The 15,520-nt window shown below is 62.0% G+C and carries 13 protein-coding genes, 1 tRNA gene and 1 pseudogene; 11 read left to right on the forward strand and 4 right to left on the reverse strand.

The window, feature by feature from the left end; translation table 11 throughout:
• Window positions 1-24 precede the first annotated feature (24 nt).
• Window positions 25-1,173, reverse strand: coding sequence for an FAD-dependent monooxygenase (locus OZ411_RS38105; RefSeq protein ID WP_282532060.1), 1,149 nt, complete (start codon window positions 1,171-1,173; stop codon window positions 25-27).
• A 40-nt stretch (window positions 1,174-1,213) separates the two neighbouring features.
• On the reverse strand, window positions 1,214-2,422 hold the full coding sequence (locus OZ411_RS38110) for an MFS transporter (RefSeq protein WP_282532061.1): 1,209 nt from the start codon (window positions 2,420-2,422) through the stop codon (window positions 1,214-1,216).
• 384 nt (window positions 2,423-2,806) lie between these two features.
• Between OZ411_RS38110 and OZ411_RS38115 the strand changes: the two genes are divergently transcribed.
• The 3 genes from OZ411_RS38115 to OZ411_RS38125 are packed head-to-tail and all read left to right on the forward strand — an operon-like array spanning window position 2,807 to window position 6,865.
• Window positions 2,807-4,111 carry a cytochrome c gene (locus OZ411_RS38115; RefSeq protein WP_282532062.1) on the forward strand — a complete coding sequence of 435 codons (1,305 nt, stop codon included), beginning with the start codon at window positions 2,807-2,809 and terminating at the stop codon, window positions 4,109-4,111.
• Between the two features lie 40 nt (window positions 4,112-4,151).
• On the forward strand, window positions 4,152-4,640 hold the full coding sequence (locus OZ411_RS38120) for a (2Fe-2S)-binding protein (protein WP_282532063.1): 489 nt from the start codon (window positions 4,152-4,154) through the stop codon (window positions 4,638-4,640).
• Window positions 4,637-6,865 carry a molybdopterin cofactor-binding domain-containing protein gene (locus OZ411_RS38125; protein WP_282532064.1) on the forward strand — a complete coding sequence of 743 codons (2,229 nt, stop codon included), beginning with the start codon at window positions 4,637-4,639 and terminating at the stop codon, window positions 6,863-6,865. Before OZ411_RS38120 ends, OZ411_RS38125 begins: the two co-directional genes overlap by 4 nt.
• A gap of 107 nt (window positions 6,866-6,972) precedes the next feature.
• Here OZ411_RS38125 and OZ411_RS38130 read toward each other — a convergent pair whose 3' ends face one another.
• Window positions 6,973-7,683 carry a TetR/AcrR family transcriptional regulator gene (locus OZ411_RS38130; RefSeq protein ID WP_282532065.1) on the reverse strand — a complete coding sequence of 237 codons (711 nt, stop codon included), beginning with the start codon at window positions 7,681-7,683 and terminating at the stop codon, window positions 6,973-6,975.
• A gap of 165 nt (window positions 7,684-7,848) precedes the next feature.
• Here OZ411_RS38130 and OZ411_RS38135 point away from each other — a divergent pair, with 165 nt between their 5' ends.
• The 8 genes and pseudogenes from OZ411_RS38135 to OZ411_RS38170 all read left to right on the forward strand — a co-directional run bounded on the left by OZ411_RS38135 (window position 7,849) and on the right by OZ411_RS38170 (window position 14,788).
• Window positions 7,849-9,099 (forward strand): FAD binding domain-containing protein, encoded by a 1,251-nt coding sequence (locus OZ411_RS38135; RefSeq protein WP_130579863.1) that lies wholly within the window; start codon window positions 7,849-7,851, stop codon window positions 9,097-9,099.
• The gene (locus OZ411_RS38140; RefSeq protein ID WP_282532066.1) at window positions 9,096-9,431 is read left to right on the forward strand and encodes a DUF485 domain-containing protein; all 336 of its coding nucleotides are present in this window, start codon (window positions 9,096-9,098) and stop codon (window positions 9,429-9,431) included. The genes OZ411_RS38135 and OZ411_RS38140 overlap by 4 nt, the downstream gene beginning before the upstream one ends.
• Window positions 9,428-11,086 carry a cation/acetate symporter ActP gene (gene actP, locus OZ411_RS38145; protein WP_282532067.1) on the forward strand — a complete coding sequence of 553 codons (1,659 nt, stop codon included), beginning with the start codon at window positions 9,428-9,430 and terminating at the stop codon, window positions 11,084-11,086. The genes OZ411_RS38140 and actP overlap by 4 nt, the downstream gene beginning before the upstream one ends.
• 36 nt (window positions 11,087-11,122) lie before the next feature.
• Window positions 11,123-11,527, forward strand: coding sequence for a hypothetical protein (locus tag OZ411_RS38150; RefSeq protein ID WP_282532068.1), 405 nt, complete (start codon window positions 11,123-11,125; stop codon window positions 11,525-11,527).
• A 403-nt stretch (window positions 11,528-11,930) separates the two neighbouring features.
• Window positions 11,931-12,019, forward strand: a tRNA-Lys gene (locus OZ411_RS38155).
• 252 nt (window positions 12,020-12,271) lie between these two features.
• Window positions 12,272-12,373: pseudogene (locus OZ411_RS38160) on the forward strand (CopG family transcriptional regulator); the annotation flags it as partial.
• 156 nt (window positions 12,374-12,529) lie between these two features.
• Window positions 12,530-13,594: an NAD(P)H-dependent oxidoreductase gene (locus OZ411_RS38165; protein WP_282532069.1), complete on the forward strand. Its 1,065-nt coding sequence runs from the start codon at window positions 12,530-12,532 to the stop codon at window positions 13,592-13,594.
• Between the two features lie 3 nt (window positions 13,595-13,597).
• Complete coding sequence (locus OZ411_RS38170) at window positions 13,598-14,788, forward strand: amino acid ABC transporter substrate-binding protein (protein WP_282532070.1); 1,191 nt, start codon at window positions 13,598-13,600, stop codon at window positions 14,786-14,788.
• A gap of 45 nt (window positions 14,789-14,833) precedes the next feature.
• Here the strand turns inward: OZ411_RS38170 and OZ411_RS38175 are convergent.
• Window positions 14,834-15,520 (reverse strand): substrate binding domain-containing protein (locus OZ411_RS38175; RefSeq protein WP_282532071.1); only part of this gene is annotated, 687 nt, incomplete at its 5' end.

Raw genomic sequence — 15,520 nt, forward strand, 5'->3', positions numbered from 1 at the left:
AGTTTCGGATCCTGGTCGATCGGGCTAGTCGGTGCTTCTTTCGCGCGACCAGCGATTTCCCAGCGCAAGACCGTATTGGTAGAGAGCGCTCCCGTATTCGAGCTGCAGCCGCTCGGTGGACTGGAGCGCGACGTCGACGTTCGCGCGCGCCGACTTCAGAGCGCGTGCGAGAACGGAGGCCTCGTAGGCTGCCTTGGCGGTTCCCCCCGCGGTGTGGGGGCGTGCGACGAACGCTGCGTCGCCGGCCAGCAGGATTCGACCGAACAGAGTCTTCGGCACCGTCACGTCGAGGATCGTCTGGAGGAAAGGATCGCGCGTTTCCGAGATTAGTGCGGCCATCTTCGGATGAAGCTCGCGCAAGGCACGCGCCTTCAGCGCGGCAACGGTGCTCTGCGGCGTCGTACCTCGCGGAAGCGAGGATCGATGCCGTACGCCGTTCCTGTCGGTCAGCACGTTCGCGAGGTCGGCTAGAGCGACATGCACATACCAGACCCAATTGAGGCGCCGCGATCCGGTCGTGACGGCGCCGTCTTTTCCAGGGATGAAATACACAAGCATGTGGCCGCCGCTGCGGGCCTCGGAGAAAGTGAAAAGGTCGTCGAAGAAGGACAGAAGATCGGGAGGCACGTCGCTTTCATCCAGCGTGCCCCTCCAGGCAACGTAGCCGGCATATCCCGCCTCGACGTCGGGAAGCATTGCTCGCCTCGTTGCGGAGCCCGAACCGTCGGCGGCTACGAACAGATCGCTTTCGACCACGGTGCCGTCGCCGAGGGTCGCCGAGACCTTGGAGCCGGTCTGGATCACGGTCGTCACCTCGGAGCCCGCGCGATAGCATTCATCCGGAACGGCGGCCCGCAGCGCTGCGTGGATGGCTTCCCAGGAGGTGAATTCCTGCGGCATCTCCTGCAGGACGCCGTCTCCGCCGTTGTGATCGAGATATCGCCTCCCGCGGCAGGACGTGAAGGGGAGTGGGCGTACGCCATTTTCCGCGAAAAATCGGGTCAGTTCGCGTTGGACAACGATCCCGGCTCCTCGGGCCATCATCGGGCCGGGCACGCGTTCATGAACCCTTATGGTCGCGCCGAGCCTTCGAAGCGCAATGGCGTTGCAAAGCCCGGCAATCGACCCGCCGCTGATCGTAACCGTGAAGTCATGATCGGCATGCCAACTCATCCGCCACTCCCGATTTGCAGCTTCGAATGGGTCCGTCACGTCAGTGACGCGATGCCTTGCCGGGTCGGAACGAAAGCGTCGGTAGCTGCAGGAGCAGACCCGCTGTCGCAAGCGCAGCCCCGTAGCCGCAGACGCCGAGCCAGGACAGATGCGCGTATGCCCAACTTGCCCCGAGCGATCCGAGTGAACCGCCGACGAACATTGCCGTCATGAACACGGTGTTCAGCCTGCTCCGTGCCTCCGGACGGAGCGCGAAGATCAGGTGCTGATTTGAAACCAGCGCAGCGTTCACGCCGACGTCGAGCAACACCACCCCGACGACCAATCCCGCGATGACGTCCCAGCCCGCGAAGACGATCCAGGAGGAAAGCGATACGGCGGCCGCGATCACAATGACCAGGTGCGGACCCCGCTTGTCGGCCACTCGACCTGCGAGAGGCGCAGCGAGGATGCCCGACGCACCGATGACGCCGAACAGGCCGGCGATTTCCGGTCCGAGTCCGAAGGCGGCTTCCTGAAGGTGCAGGGACAGGACGGTCCAGAAGGCGATGAATGAGGCGAACAGCATCGCTTGCGTTGCCGCCGCCAGTCGAAGCGCCGGTTCCTCGACGAGCAGGTGAACGAGCGAACGCAGCGCGGCAGGGTATCCGATGCTTTGCGTCACATGGTGGCGCGGCAGGATCAAACGGACCAGTACGGCAGCGCCGAGCGCCAACGGGACGCCGAGCCAGAACATCTCGCGCCATCCAAAATGCGATCCGACGAACCCGGCTATCGTGCGGCTGAGGAGAATGCCACCCAAGATTCCACTCACGACCGTTCCAACTGCGGCGCCCCTTGTGCGGTCATCGGCAAGCGTCGCGGCGAATGGGACGATCTGTTGGGCCACGGTGGCTGCGACGCCCAGCACGAGCGATGCCGCGATCAACGCGAGCGTGGACGGAGCGACGGCGGCGAATGCTAGAGCCGCCGCTAGAGCGACGAATTGCACGGCGATGAGACGCCGTCTCTCGACAAGGTCGCCCAAGGGAACCAACAAGAGGAGACCAACCGCGTAACCGAATTGTGTGGCTGTGGGTATGAGACCGATTGTCGAGGAGTTCGGGTAGTTTGCCTCGATCAGGCCGAGCAGAGGCTGGTTGTAGTAGATGTTTGCGACCGCGATCCCGGCGCAAACCGCCATGGCGAACGTGCGCGCGCGGGTGAGTTCGGGGACCTGTTGGTCCGTCGCAATCGTTGACGTTGACATGGCGGCAAATCCTCGTTTCGTCGGCACGCAGTCTCGGTTCCGCGCGCCCGACACTTGACCTCGAGCACGATCGAGAGTTAATTATCAATCGATAAATAACAAGGGATCGTCAAAGATGGATGGCTCCTATGTGCCGATGGCTGCGTCGGCACGTGGCCGCAATGGTCTTGGCGATAGCCGCCTTGTCCGCGCGCTCGCTTTTCAGGCGGAAGAGTGTTCGTTCGATCCTTACGCTGCGGACGCGCGAGCGTATTGGATTCCGTGCGCACGCTTTGGATTGGCTCGTCGAGCCGTGATCGGGACATTGTGCAAGTCCCGCATGAAACTGAAAAGATGGCGCCAGTACCGGCCTGATATCGCGATCGCATCTCGGAGGGGAGGGCGATGAATCTCAGGTCCGTTCTGCTTGCACTGCTTGCCATTGGAGTGATCGGCGGGACGGTGTCACTTTTTTGTGCGTTGGAATCGCCAATTCCGCCCGTCGATGCGCGGTCGCTAGGCGAGCCGGATCGTGCAGCGGTGCGCCGCGGAGCCAGTCTTGCTCTCCTTGGAGACTGTGCCACATGTCATACCGCACCCGGCGGACTCCCATACGCCGGAGGGCTTGCGATGCCGACGCCCTTCGGAACGATCTACTCCACCAATATCACACCCGATCCGGAGACGGGCATCGGGCGCTGGTCGGAGCAGGCCTTCATTCGTGCTTTGCGGTCCGGCGTGGATCGTGAAGGTCGCCACCTCTACCCGGCTTTTCCGTACGACCATTTCACGCGCGTATCGGACGACGACGCGAAGGCGTTGTACGCCTTCTTCATGTCGATCGATCCGGTCAAATCATCGGCGCCGCCCAACGAGCTTCCGTTTCCTCTCAACGTTCGTCTGACGCTGGCCGGCTGGAAGCTTCTCTTCCTTCGTCAGGCGCGGTTCGTCGCGGACCCATCGAAGGATGAGAGGTGGAATAGAGGGAAGTATCTGGTGGAGGGACTCGGCCACTGCGGCGCCTGCCATTCCCCCCGAAATCTCCTCGGTGCGGAAAAGACGTCGGCCGGTTTCGCAGGAGGCGAAGCCGAAGGTTGGCGCGCCTATGCGCTCGGTCGAAGCTCACGATCGCCGGTCGCATGGGACGAAACCGCCCTGGCGGACTATCTCGCGCGCGGCTGGCACGCTTTGCATGGGACCGCTCAAGGACCCATGGCGAACGTGGCCAACAACCTCTCGCAGGTCGACCCCGCGGACGTAAGGGCAATGGCCCATTATCTTGTCTCTCTCGGCAAAGGCGAGGGGCGGAATGATGTGGAGAGGACTCGTTCTGGTCCGGGACGCTTGCCGCACGCCGGCGGCGCTCAGGCGGCGACGCCCTCCATCCCATCAGAGCCGGGCGGCGCGATCTACGCCACCGTCTGCGCGTCGTGCCACGATGCCGACAGACCCTTGCCGCTAGGCGGCTCGAGACTCGATCTCTCCACAGCGGTTACGGACGAGGTGCCCACCAACCTGGTCAATCTGGTTGTGCGGGGAATACCGGCGGCTAGCGGCGCTTCCGCACGTCCTATCATGCCCGGTTTCGGTGATGTCCTAGACGACCGGCAGATCTCCGATCTTGCCAACTATTTGCGTACCCGGTTTGCCGGAAAGCGGCAGTGGGACGGGTTTGCGAAAGCGGTCGCGAAAGCAAGAGGTGGCCGGTGAGTCGGACCGAACAAGGACTTAGGAGGCTCGGTAAAGCAACATGACAACTTTGATCGTCAACGGCGAGCGCCGATCCATCGAGGCGAGCCCTGACACTCCGCTGCTCTACGTTCTCAGGGACGAACTCGGTCTGAACGGCGCGAAATACGGTTGCGGGCTCGGGCAATGCGGCGCCTGCACGGTCATCGTCGATGGCAAGGCCGTCTTCTCCTGTGTAACGCCGGTGATGGTGTTGGAGGGACGGACGGTCACCACGTTGGAAGGAATCGGGAGCCAGGACGCGCTTGGCCCGATGCAGCGCGCCTTCATCACCGAGCAGGCCGCACAATGCGGCTACTGTATTCCCGGCATGATGATGCGTGCTCATGCGTTGCTGAGTCGCGATCCGCACGCCACCGATGAGTCGATCAGAGCGGAGCTGCAGCCTCATCTTTGTCGATGCGGCACGCACATGCGAATCTTGCGTGCGATCCGGCGCGCCGCAGAAGAGATGCGGCCGAAGACGGCCGACGCGAGGACGGAACGATGACGCATGCTGTCTCTCGGCGCAGCGTTCTGGCCGGCGCCGGTGCGCTCATCGTCGCCTTCCGGTTTTCCGGGGCGTATGCACAGACCGAAACCGGCACGGGTGCAGGACCCTCGAAGCACGGTTTGCCGGGAAGCCTCGACGACAACCCGAGAATCGACGCCTGGATTCGCATCGACGCGTCGGGCGCCGCGACGATCCTCACCGGCAAGGCCGAACTCGGACAGGGCCTCAAGACCGCGCTTCTTCAGGTCGCGGCAGAGGAACTCAAGTTGCCGCTCGATCGGCTCTCGCTGGTCACGGCCGACACCGCGCGGACGCCCAATGAAGGCTACACGGCTGCCAGCCACTCGATGCAGGACTCCGGCACCGCGATTCGGAATGCGGCGGCGCAAGCGCGCGAACTGCTCCGGGACGAAGCGGCCCGCAGATTCGGCGTACCCGCCAGCTCGCTGCAGGTACGCGACGGCGAGGTGTTTGGTGCTGACGGCGTGCGGCTTGGTTACGGCGAATTGGTGAGCGATCAACTGCTGTCGGTCGACGCTAAGCCGATCTCGCGCTTGACCTCGCCGGCAGACTTCACCGTGATGGACCGACCCGTGCCAAGGGTCGATATTCCCGCCAAAGTGAACGGTGGGGCTGCCTACGTCCAGGATCTACGTCCAGAGGGGATGCTGCACGGTCGCGTCGTTCGCCCGCCGAGTTACGGCGCCACGTTGCGGGACTGCGATGTCGCGCGGGTCGAGCGGATGAGCGGCATCGTCAAGGTCGTGCGGGACGGCAATTTCCTCGGCGTAATTGCGGAACGCGAATGGGCCGCAGTGCAGGGAATGCGAACTCTCGCGGCCACGACGAATTGGATCGAACGGCAGGAGCTGCCGGACGAGGTGGATTTGCCGGCCGCGCTGATGAAATTGCCTTCGCGCGACACCACGATTCACGACACGGGAAATCCCGGCGGGCCGGGAATCCTGGTCGAGGGGACCTTCAGCAGACCTTATCTTACGCATGGATCGATTGGGCCGTCGTGCGCGGTTGCGCAGTTCCAGGACGGAAAGCTCACGGTTTGGACCCATACCCAGGGCGTGTTTTTCCTTCGCGATGCGATCGCCGGCATGCTGCGGATGCCCACCGAGAACGTGCGCTGCATCCATGCGGAAGGTGCCGGCTGCTATGGCCACAACGGCGCCGACGACGTCGCGGCCGACGCGGCGATGCTGGCTCTGGCAGCACCCGGTCGGCCGGTCAGGGTCCAACTGATGCGTGAACAGGAGCACGCGTGGGATCCGTTCGGGCCCGGCATGGTGGTCAAGCTGAACGCGGCGGTCGGCGCGGACGGCGCGATTGCTGATTGGCACCACGAAGTGTGGAGCCAGTCGCACATGATGCGACCCGGGCCGCCGGGCACGCTGATCGCGGCCCGACTGAAGTCGGACGCTTTCCCGCCCGCGCCAGCCGTAGCCCTTGCGCAGCCCGAAGGTGGCGGTGACAGGAACGCAATCCCGCTCTACGCGATCGCGAACTGCAAGGTGATCAGCCACTTCCTGCCCGACATGCCCTTGCGCGGCTCTTCGATGCGCTCCTTGGGCGGTTATCTAAACGTCCTCTCGATCGAAAGCGTCCTCGACGAATTGGCGGTTCGTTCACGTCAGGATCCCGTGGCGTTTCGGCTTCGGCACATTGAAGATCCACGCGCGCGCGATGTCATCGAGAAAGCGGCCTCGCGTTTTGGGTGGACCGCACGGGCTAAGTCCTCGGAAGGCACCGGGTTCGGGTTCGGCTTTGCGCGCTACAAGAATCTCGAGGCCTGGTGCGGGGTGGCCGTCGAGATCGAGCTTTCCCGGCTAAACGGTGTCATTCGTGTCCGTCGCATCGTGGCGGCGGTGGATACGGGGCAGATCGTGAATCCGGATGGCGTCCGCAATCAAATCGAAGGTGGCATCCTGCAGGCGATGAGCTGGACGCTCTTCGAGCGGGTGACGTTCGACCGTACTCGCGTCACATCGGTGGACTGGTCGGCCTATCCGATTATGCGGTTCGATCGCGTCCCCGAGTCGGTCGAAGTCCATCTGGTGGATCGGCCGGGCGACGCCTTCTATGGCGTCGCCGAGGCTGCGCAAGGGCCGACGGGAGCAGCCCTTGCCAACGCAATCAGGGATGCGACAGGCGTCCGGTTCCACGATCTTCCCATTACGTCGGCGCGCATAAAAAGAGCGATAGGGTCGTGATCGGCTAGAGCGTTTTCGAGCGAAGTGGACACCGGTTCGCGTGAAGAAAACGCGTCAAAACAAGAATCTAGAGCTTCGGTTCTGATTCAATCAGAACCGAAAATGCTCTAGCCCTTTTCCTTCGCCGGCAGAACGGAGCGGACGCCGCCGAGGAACGTCGCCACCTTCGCATCAATGATCGAATTGACGTCCGTTTCGAGCGGCATCGAATAGATGAACTGGCGTACTCCGAGATAGAAGATCGCCGCATGAAGCCCCCACACCATCTCGATTTCGAGAACGGTAATCGGGAGTTCGCGGGTGGAGGGACGCCCGTATTCGAGCCTGATCTCCTCGATCACCTTTTCGAACGCGCGTTCGCGCAGCATTCTGAGATAGCGGGCGTTCAATCCTAGGTCCTTCAGGCCCGCGAACATGAACAGGCGGATCCACTCATAGGTGAGAATGACCTCGGCGTACTCGCGATAGAACTGGATCAGCCTGGTCTTAAGGGGGACCGAACGATCGGTGATGATTTTCTCCCACGACGGCTTCCAGCGCTCGACGAAAACCTCCTGATAGACCCGCTCGATGAGGGCTTCCTTGCTCGGAAAATAGCGATAGAGCAGGGGCTGGGTGATACGCAGGCGCCTCGCGAGTTCGCGGGTCTGTCCTTCGAACCCGTGCTCGGCGAAGAACGAGACCGCTTCTCGCGCGATAATGGCCTCCCGCTCGGACGGGTCCAGCCTCTGCTGCTCTCGGATAGGCGTTCTGGGACGCGCTCTGTTCGGCTTCTTCACACCTGATTCGTGGGCTTGAGTGCGGTTCTGCAACTTCATACACCGATTTCCCGTCCTGTCCGATCCCGCCAGCCGGTTCGTCACTTTTTGTTTATCGATCGATAAATAGTCATTGACTCAAGTCAATGCCGCCTCGATAATTGATCAAACGATAAATAGCGGGCCGACAACTCCCGTCCGACCGCACCGCAAGGGAGGCTGCTCATGACGAACGATGGCTGGACGGGCAAAACGCGGCCGAAGGCACTGGTGATCGGCGGATCCATGGCCGGACTGTTCGCGGCATTGCTGCTGCGCCGGGAAGGTTGGAAGGTCGACGTATACGAACGTATCGGCGCCGAACTGGCAGGCCGAGGCGCGGGAATCGTCACTCATCGCGAGTTGTTCGAGGTATTGGGGAGAGCTGGCATCGACACGGAAGCGGCCGCAGTCGGGGTCGCCGTCCCGGGGCGGCGCGTGCTCGATGGCAGCGGCCACATCGAGGGCGAGCTCAAGTTGCGTCAGGTCCTCACCTCGTGGGGGCACCTCTATGGGCTTCTGAGGGCAGCCTTTCCGGCGGAGAACTACCATCACGGCAAGAACCTTGTGGAGGTTGCGGAGGTTGACGACCGCGTGGCGGCGCGGTTTTCCGACGGCTCCGAAGCTTCGGGAGATCTGCTGATCGGCGCGGACGGCATTTTTTCGTGCGTCAGGGCGCAGCTCGCTGCGGATGTCTATCCCAGATATGCCGGCTACGTCGCGTGGCGCGGCCTCGTCGAGGAACGAAAACTATCGCCGAGGACCCGCGCGGAGCTGTGCGACTGGTTCGCTTTCAGCCTCCCTCCCGGGGAGCAGATGCTCGGCTATCCCGTCGCCGGCGCCAACGAAGAGATGGATGTCGGCGAACGTCGCTTCAATTTCGTTTGGTACCGTCCGGCCGACTCCGGCCATGGGTTGGCCGATCTCCTGACGGACATCGACGGCGTCCGGCACGAACTGTCGATTCCGCCGATCCGGATACGCCCCGACGTGATCGCCTCGATGCGTCGGGACGCGGAGCGACTGCTTGCACCGCAGTTCGCCGAGGTCGTCCGCCTCACGGACCAGCCGTTCATACAGGCCATCCTCGATCTCGAGACGTCGCGAATGGTCCTCGGACCCCGAACGGTGATCCTGGGCGATGCGGCTTTCGTGGCTAGGCCGCACGTCGGAATGGGAGTGACGAAAGCTGCGGGAGATGCGGCCGCTCTGGTCGACGTATTGCGGGCCCATCCGCGCGATCTGCCCGCCGCGCTCGCGAAATTCGAGTCGACCCGGCTTCCGTTCGGAGCCGCGGTCGTCCGCCGCGCCCGCGATCTCGGCGCCTACATGCAGGCGCAGATTGCCACTGCCGAAGAACGGGCGATGGCGGAACGCCACCGCACCCCCGAGGCGGTGATGGCGGAGACCGCTGTCACGACGGGAATCGCTGCGTGACCGAATTCAAAAAAGGAGGAGGGGACCAACCAATGGACCTACAGGCCATTCAGAATAGTTCCGCGTTCAGACAGCTCGCGAGCGAGCGCGCGCGCCTCGGCGTCGGCATGTCGATCGTCATGACGGTCGCGTATTTCGCCTACATTCTGACCGTCGCATTCTGGCCCCGTTTGCTCGCGCATCCGCTGTGGAGCGGCACCGTGATGACCTGGGGCGTGCTGATCGGCGTCGGTCTGATCGCCTTCGGATTCCTGCTGACCGCTCTCTATGTCCGGCGGGCGAATTCCCGTTTCGATCGGCTCAGTCAGCTCCTGCTGGAGGATTTTCGATGATTGCGCGCTCGGGCTACGCAGCCTTTACCGCAACCGCAGTCGCACTTGCTTCTGAGCCTGCAGCGGCGGACGCGCTGACTTCCGCGGGCGGCGCTCGGCAATCGCTGAACGCAACGGCGATTGTCATGTTCCTCGGCTTCGTCGCGGTCAGTCTCGCCATCACACTATGGGCGGCGAGACGGGGCACGAACACGGCAAAGGATTTCTATGCTGCGGGTGCCGGTCTCAAAGGCGTCCAGAACGGGCTCGCAATTGCCGGCGATTACACCTCGGCCGCAACGTTCCTGGGTGTCACGGCGCTCGTCTACACCTCGGGCTACGACGGCATGATCTACGCGATCGGCTTTCTCGTTGGCTTTCCGATGATCCTGTTCCTGATTGCAGAGCCGCTGCGCAACCTCGGCCGCTATACGTTCGCCGACGTCGCGGCGTATCGGCTCTCCGAAGTGCCGGTTAGGGCAGTTGCCGGCGTCAATACCCTGGTCATCGTGGTCTTCTATCTGATCGCGCAGTTGGTCGGGGCCGGAAAGCTCATCCAGCTATTGTTCGGACTTCCGTACATCTACGCGGTCGGCATCGTGGGCGTACTGATGATGGTCTACGTGACTGTCGGAGGCATGCTGGCGACGACTTGGGTGCAGATCATCAAGGCCGTGCTGTTGATGTCGGGCTCGGTATTGATGTCGGTTCTGATTCTCGGACATTTCGGCTTCAGTCTGGAGGCTCTGTTCCGGGAAGCCGTCGCCTTGCATCCAAAAGCCGACGCAATCATGGCCCCCGGCGGTCTCGTCAAGGATCCGGTGTCGGCGATCTCTCTCGGATTGGCCCTGATCTTCGGTACGGCCGGACTGCCGCACATCCTCATGCGCTTCTTCACCGTCAGCGACGCTCGTGAGGCTCGCACGTCGGTGCTGGTGGCAACGGGATTCATCTCCATCTTCTACAGTCTGCTTTTCGTGCTCGGCTTCGGCGCCATCGCGATCGTTTCGGCGAATCCCCAGTTTCGGGATGCGTCGGGCGGGCTGCTCGGGGGCGTCAACATGGTGGCCCTGCATCTGGCGGATGCCGTCGGCGGATCGCTGCTGCTCGGGTTCATCTCCGCGGTGGCATTTGCGACCATTCTCGCCGTCGTGTCGGGGCTGACGCTCGCGGGCGCTTCGGCGGCGAGCCACGATCTTTACGCGCGCGTGATCCGCAGAGGTCGTGCGAGCGAGCAGGAGGAAGTGCTCGTATCGAAGGCGGCCGCAGTCGCAATCAGCGTGCTTTCGATGGGCCTGGGCGTCCTGTTCGAGAATCAGAACATCGCGTTCATGGTCGGACTGGTGTTCGCGATCGCCGCGAGCGCGAACTTCCCGGTCATACTGCTCTCGATCGTCTGGCCCGACCTCACGACGCGGGGAGCAGTGAGCGGATCGCTCGCCGGCTTACTGGCATCAGTCGGGCTGGTCGCTCTCAGCCCGGGCGTATGGACCGCCACGTTCAAGCTCGGGCCCGCGCCGTTTCCTTACGACAATCCAGCCCTCGTCTCGGTTCCGCTGGCCTTCGCCGTGTCCTGGGCGGTGTCGGTGCTCGATCGCAGCGCGGCGGCTGCCTCGGTCCGCGCATCGTTTGGCGCGCAGCATGTTCGCGCGCAGACGGGCCTGGCCGTCGAATGATGCTTCTCGGAGAACCCAACTCAAGGAGAAACCAAAATGAACGCTAATGTGGTCGAAAAGGGCTGGGCCTCTTGGCCCGATGTCATTCGCAAGGAGTTCGACGCCAATCAGTTCAACGGCCGGGTCGGCACGCGGCTCTTGTCGGAAACGGACCGCGTACGCGTCTGGGAAATTCGGCTTGCTCCGGGCGAGCGCATTGGATTCCATCGCCATGTACTGGACTATTTTTGGACTGCAGTGACGCCGGGGAGGGCGCAGTCGCATGCGGAGGATGGGACGATCGTCGAGGCCGTCTATTCGGCTGGCGAGACCCGTCACTTCGTCTATGGAAAAGGCGAATACAAGATCCACGACCTCGAAAACGTCGGAGATGCGGATTTGTGGTTTACGACGGTTGAGTTCCTCGACAGCGCCAACAAGCCTTTGGAACTTGGCCGCTAAATCCATCGCGAAGCGTGAGGAGTGTCGCGCAATCTACCTCGCGACAGAAAGCCATCGATCAGAATTCGAATCCATAGGCCGAGCGTTCAGTAATGGCCGCTCAATAGGGACTGCCGTTGCAGAACGATGGAGCGACCAATGGCAAGCGATTTCATAGAAAGGGTCGCTATAGTCGCCAAGCGGACGTTTGAGCTGATGGCCATGTAGGTGAAAGGCCAAAAGCCACCATGAGGACTGCTTTGGCCTCAAAAATTCGGTGTCGGTAGCGGAAAGCGCGGATTGCTTACTCGCGGGGAATGAGACGGAGCAACAGCTTAGGTTTCGAGGTGCATGGATAGTCCAGAGCAAAGACAGTGCAATATGATCGTGCGACGAACGCCCATTTTCGGCTGGATAAGCCCAGGGGTGCGACCGGCAAGTCATTGATTGTTCTCAACCCGGAGCTGTCTCTTAATCAGCGGGTCCCGGGTTCGAGCCCTGGTGCGCCCACCAAGCTTTTCAATAGCTTAGGTATCTTGCGAGGCGGCCATTCCGACAAGCGGTCAGCGGCTATTCCGACAAACCAGCTGCTTTTGTTTGCTCCTCGCGACGCTTCTTAGTGCCTGAGATCAGTTGCTTGCGTGTGCGTTTTGCGTAAGTCAGCAATTGCCGCGCCGATCGATGACGGCCCGCCGCGCGCAATTCAGCGTCCGTGACATCGCTATCGGCCGTTTTCATCAATTGAGAGGGCTGATCTCCGAAGTACGCTACGACGCGTTTATCGCCGCGCTAGGGCGGCGGCTCGCAAATGGGCCCAAGCTTCGCCACGAAGTCTCAGATGATGTCTCTCACCCTGTGGGCGAATGACCGAATTCGGAACCTTGACGAGCTCGAACGACTGCTCTTGGCGAAAGCGAACCTGGGTGGGGTTCCACTTTCCGCGACACAGCTAGTCACTTTGCGACGCTACAGGAGCACATGCCGCAATGTTACGTCGCTAGTCGTAGCAAAGTGGAGTATTGCGTGCGCCAGATCCTCGTCATCAATAGTAGCGTCTCGGGCGAAGCGTCCGTATCACGGGTCCTCGTCGAGGACGTCGTACAACGCTTGTTGGAGGCGAACCCCGGCGCCGTCGTCACTTACCGCGACCTCGGCGACGGGTCGATCCCGCATCTCACACCCGCCACCGTTTCAGGTGTTAGGGCCGTCGCCAGGACGGACGATGAACTGAATACGCAGGCCCTTTCGGACGAGCTGATCGCCGAACTGCAGGCCGCCGACGTCGTCGTGATTGGCGCCCCGATGTACAATTTTAGTATCCCTTCGTCGCTACGTGCTTGGTTCGACCACGTGCTGCGCCCGCGCGTTACGTTCACATACAATGAGGCTGGTCCGCAGGGACTGCTAACGGGCAAACGCGCAATCGTGATTGAGCCGCGGGGCGGGGTCTATTCGGAGGGGCCGACGAATGCGATCGACTTCCAAGAACCCTACCTGAAGCAGCTCTTGGGCTTTGTCGGGATCGCCGACGTCACCTTCATTCATGCCGAGAAGATCGGTTATGGACCTGAAGCGCGTGAATTCGCGCTAACTACGGCGAGATCGCGGATTGCGGAAGCCGCCGCCCGTATCGCCGCCGGATCTGGCAGGTCTGACAGCGATGTGTTCGCGTCGGATGAAGCCAAGGTCCCCGCGGCGGGGATCGCATCGTCGTCGGAGACCTCGATCGATTATGATGCGATGATGCAACCCAACCTCGCGCGCGTTTTCGGGGAGCACGATCCTTCGCGCCGCATCAAGGCGATCCGTGAGCTTTACGACGAGGATGCGGAGCTTCACGAGCCCCAGCGTTCGGTGCGAGGTCATGATGCGATTTCGCAGGCTGTAGCGGAACTACTCGCCCATCTGCCGCCAGAGTTCGCGTTCAGCGCGATCCGGCCGGCGCTCGGCCACAACGGCGTCGGGCGGCTGCAGTGGAGGGCCGGGCCGCCGGACGGCCCCGCCGCCGTGACCGGCATCGATGTGGCGCATATCGAGGGTGGTGTCATCCGGTCCCTCCATGTTTTCCTTGATCAGCCGGGTGCTTGACCAATGACGTCCAACTCGTCGCCTATCAGGATTGGCTACTGTCTATCGCTCACTGGACCGCTATCGGGGAACAGTAAGTCCGCGCAGCTCGCGCATGACATCTGGCGTGATGACGTGAATAGCCGTGGCGGCCTTCTTGGACGCCCGGTGGAGTTAGTCCGCTACGATGACGAAGGGGATGCGTCTCGCGTGGCGTCGCTATACGCGCGCCTGATGGACGAGGACGGCGTGGATCTCGTCATCGGGGGTTACGGAACCAACACCAACCTCGCCGCCATGCCCGAGATCATCTCGCGCCAGCGTTTCTTTGTTGGGCTTATGGCTCTCGGCGCAAACAACGAGCTGAAGTACCAAAACTACTTCGCGATGATTCCGACGGGACCGGACCCCAACGTCGCGCTTACCGAGGGCTTCTTCGAAACCGCCGCTCGGCAATCCCCTCGGCCGACGACCGTGGCACTGCTCTCAGCGGACGCGGTCTTTTCGCGGAACCCGATCCTTGGCGCCAAAGCCAATGCGGCAAGGTACGGGTTTGAGGTAGTCCACGAGGCGACCTATCCGCTCGCAACCAGCGATTTCGCACCGCTTCTCGACGACGTGGCACAAAGCGGATCCGATCTTCTGTTCCTGTGCTCCTACCTCCAGGATACGGTCGATCTCGTTCAAGCCCTCGAAAGCCACCCCTTCCGACCAAAGATGGTGGGGGCAAGCATGATCGGCCCGCAGAATGCCGGTGTTAAGAGCAAGCTCGGGCCGCTGCTCAACGGGATCGTGAACTATGAATATTGGGTCCCGGCGCCCTCCTTGGCCTTCGAGGGCGTTGGTAAACTATTGGAAACCTACAGGTCGCGTGCGGCAGGATCAGATGTCGATCCACTCGGTCACTATATGGCGCCGTTGGCCTACTCGCAGATGCAGGTCATAGCCCAGGCTATTGAGGGCACGGGAAGCCTGGACGACACCGCGCTTTCTGAGTTCACGCGACGCGCGGGGTTCTCGACAGTTATGGGCAGCATCACCTTCGGGTCGCGTGGCGAGTGGACGCATCCCCGCGTGTTGCAGGTGCAGTTCCAGAACGTCCATGGCCACAGTATCGACCAGTTCAGGGACGGTTCCCGGCAAGTCGTCGTGGCCCCGCAGGAAATGGCGTCAGGAGCGTTGATTTATCCGTTCACGAAAGCTCGAGAGAGCTAGGAGGGCAGCGCGCTTTTCTAAACTCATCTCAGCTCAGTGCTCGACTCAGACAGGCGCAGTGCCCACGACGTGCGGAGCCTTCTCGAAACACTCGATCAGCATCTCGGTGAGGAGTCTTACCTTGCGAGCGGGATGCTGACCTGGCGGCCGGACGACAAATACGCCTGCCGGGCGTATTGGGTGGCGCGTCATGACTGGAACAAGCGCGCCAGAGGCGAGATGCTCGTGGATGAGGCCCTCGGGGAGATAAGAGATGCCGAGCCCCGCTAGGGCGGCGGCGACCAGAGCTGTGCCGTTGTCAGCCTTGAAGCGCCCCTGGGGACGGATCGTGATAACTTTTTCACCCTCCATGAATTGCCAAGTTTCAGTACCCTGCATGAGAGCTTGATGGGTGAGGAGTTCATCCGGTGTCTCAGGCGATCCGTGCGCTTTGATATATTCCGGACTCGCAACTAACTTCCCATAGATCGGTCCGACGCGTCTTGCGATCAGGTTAGAGTCCTGAAGATGGCCAAGCCGTATCGCACAATCATAACCCTCTGCGATGAGATCTACGAAGCGATCAGTGTAGCAGGTGTGGATGTGGAGTTGGGGATGACGCCGCGCCATTTCGGCGAACACGGGAGCAAGGTGAGTCGGGCCGAAGGAAAGCGGCGCAGCGACGCGCAAGCGGCCGCGAAGGTCACCGGCGGGTAGGATCGTTTCCTTGGCAACATCGATCTCGGCGCAGAC

The sequence above is a fragment of the Bradyrhizobium sp. Arg237L genome, from assembly GCF_029990105.1.
GTDB lineage: Bacteria > Pseudomonadota > Alphaproteobacteria > Rhizobiales > Xanthobacteraceae > Bradyrhizobium.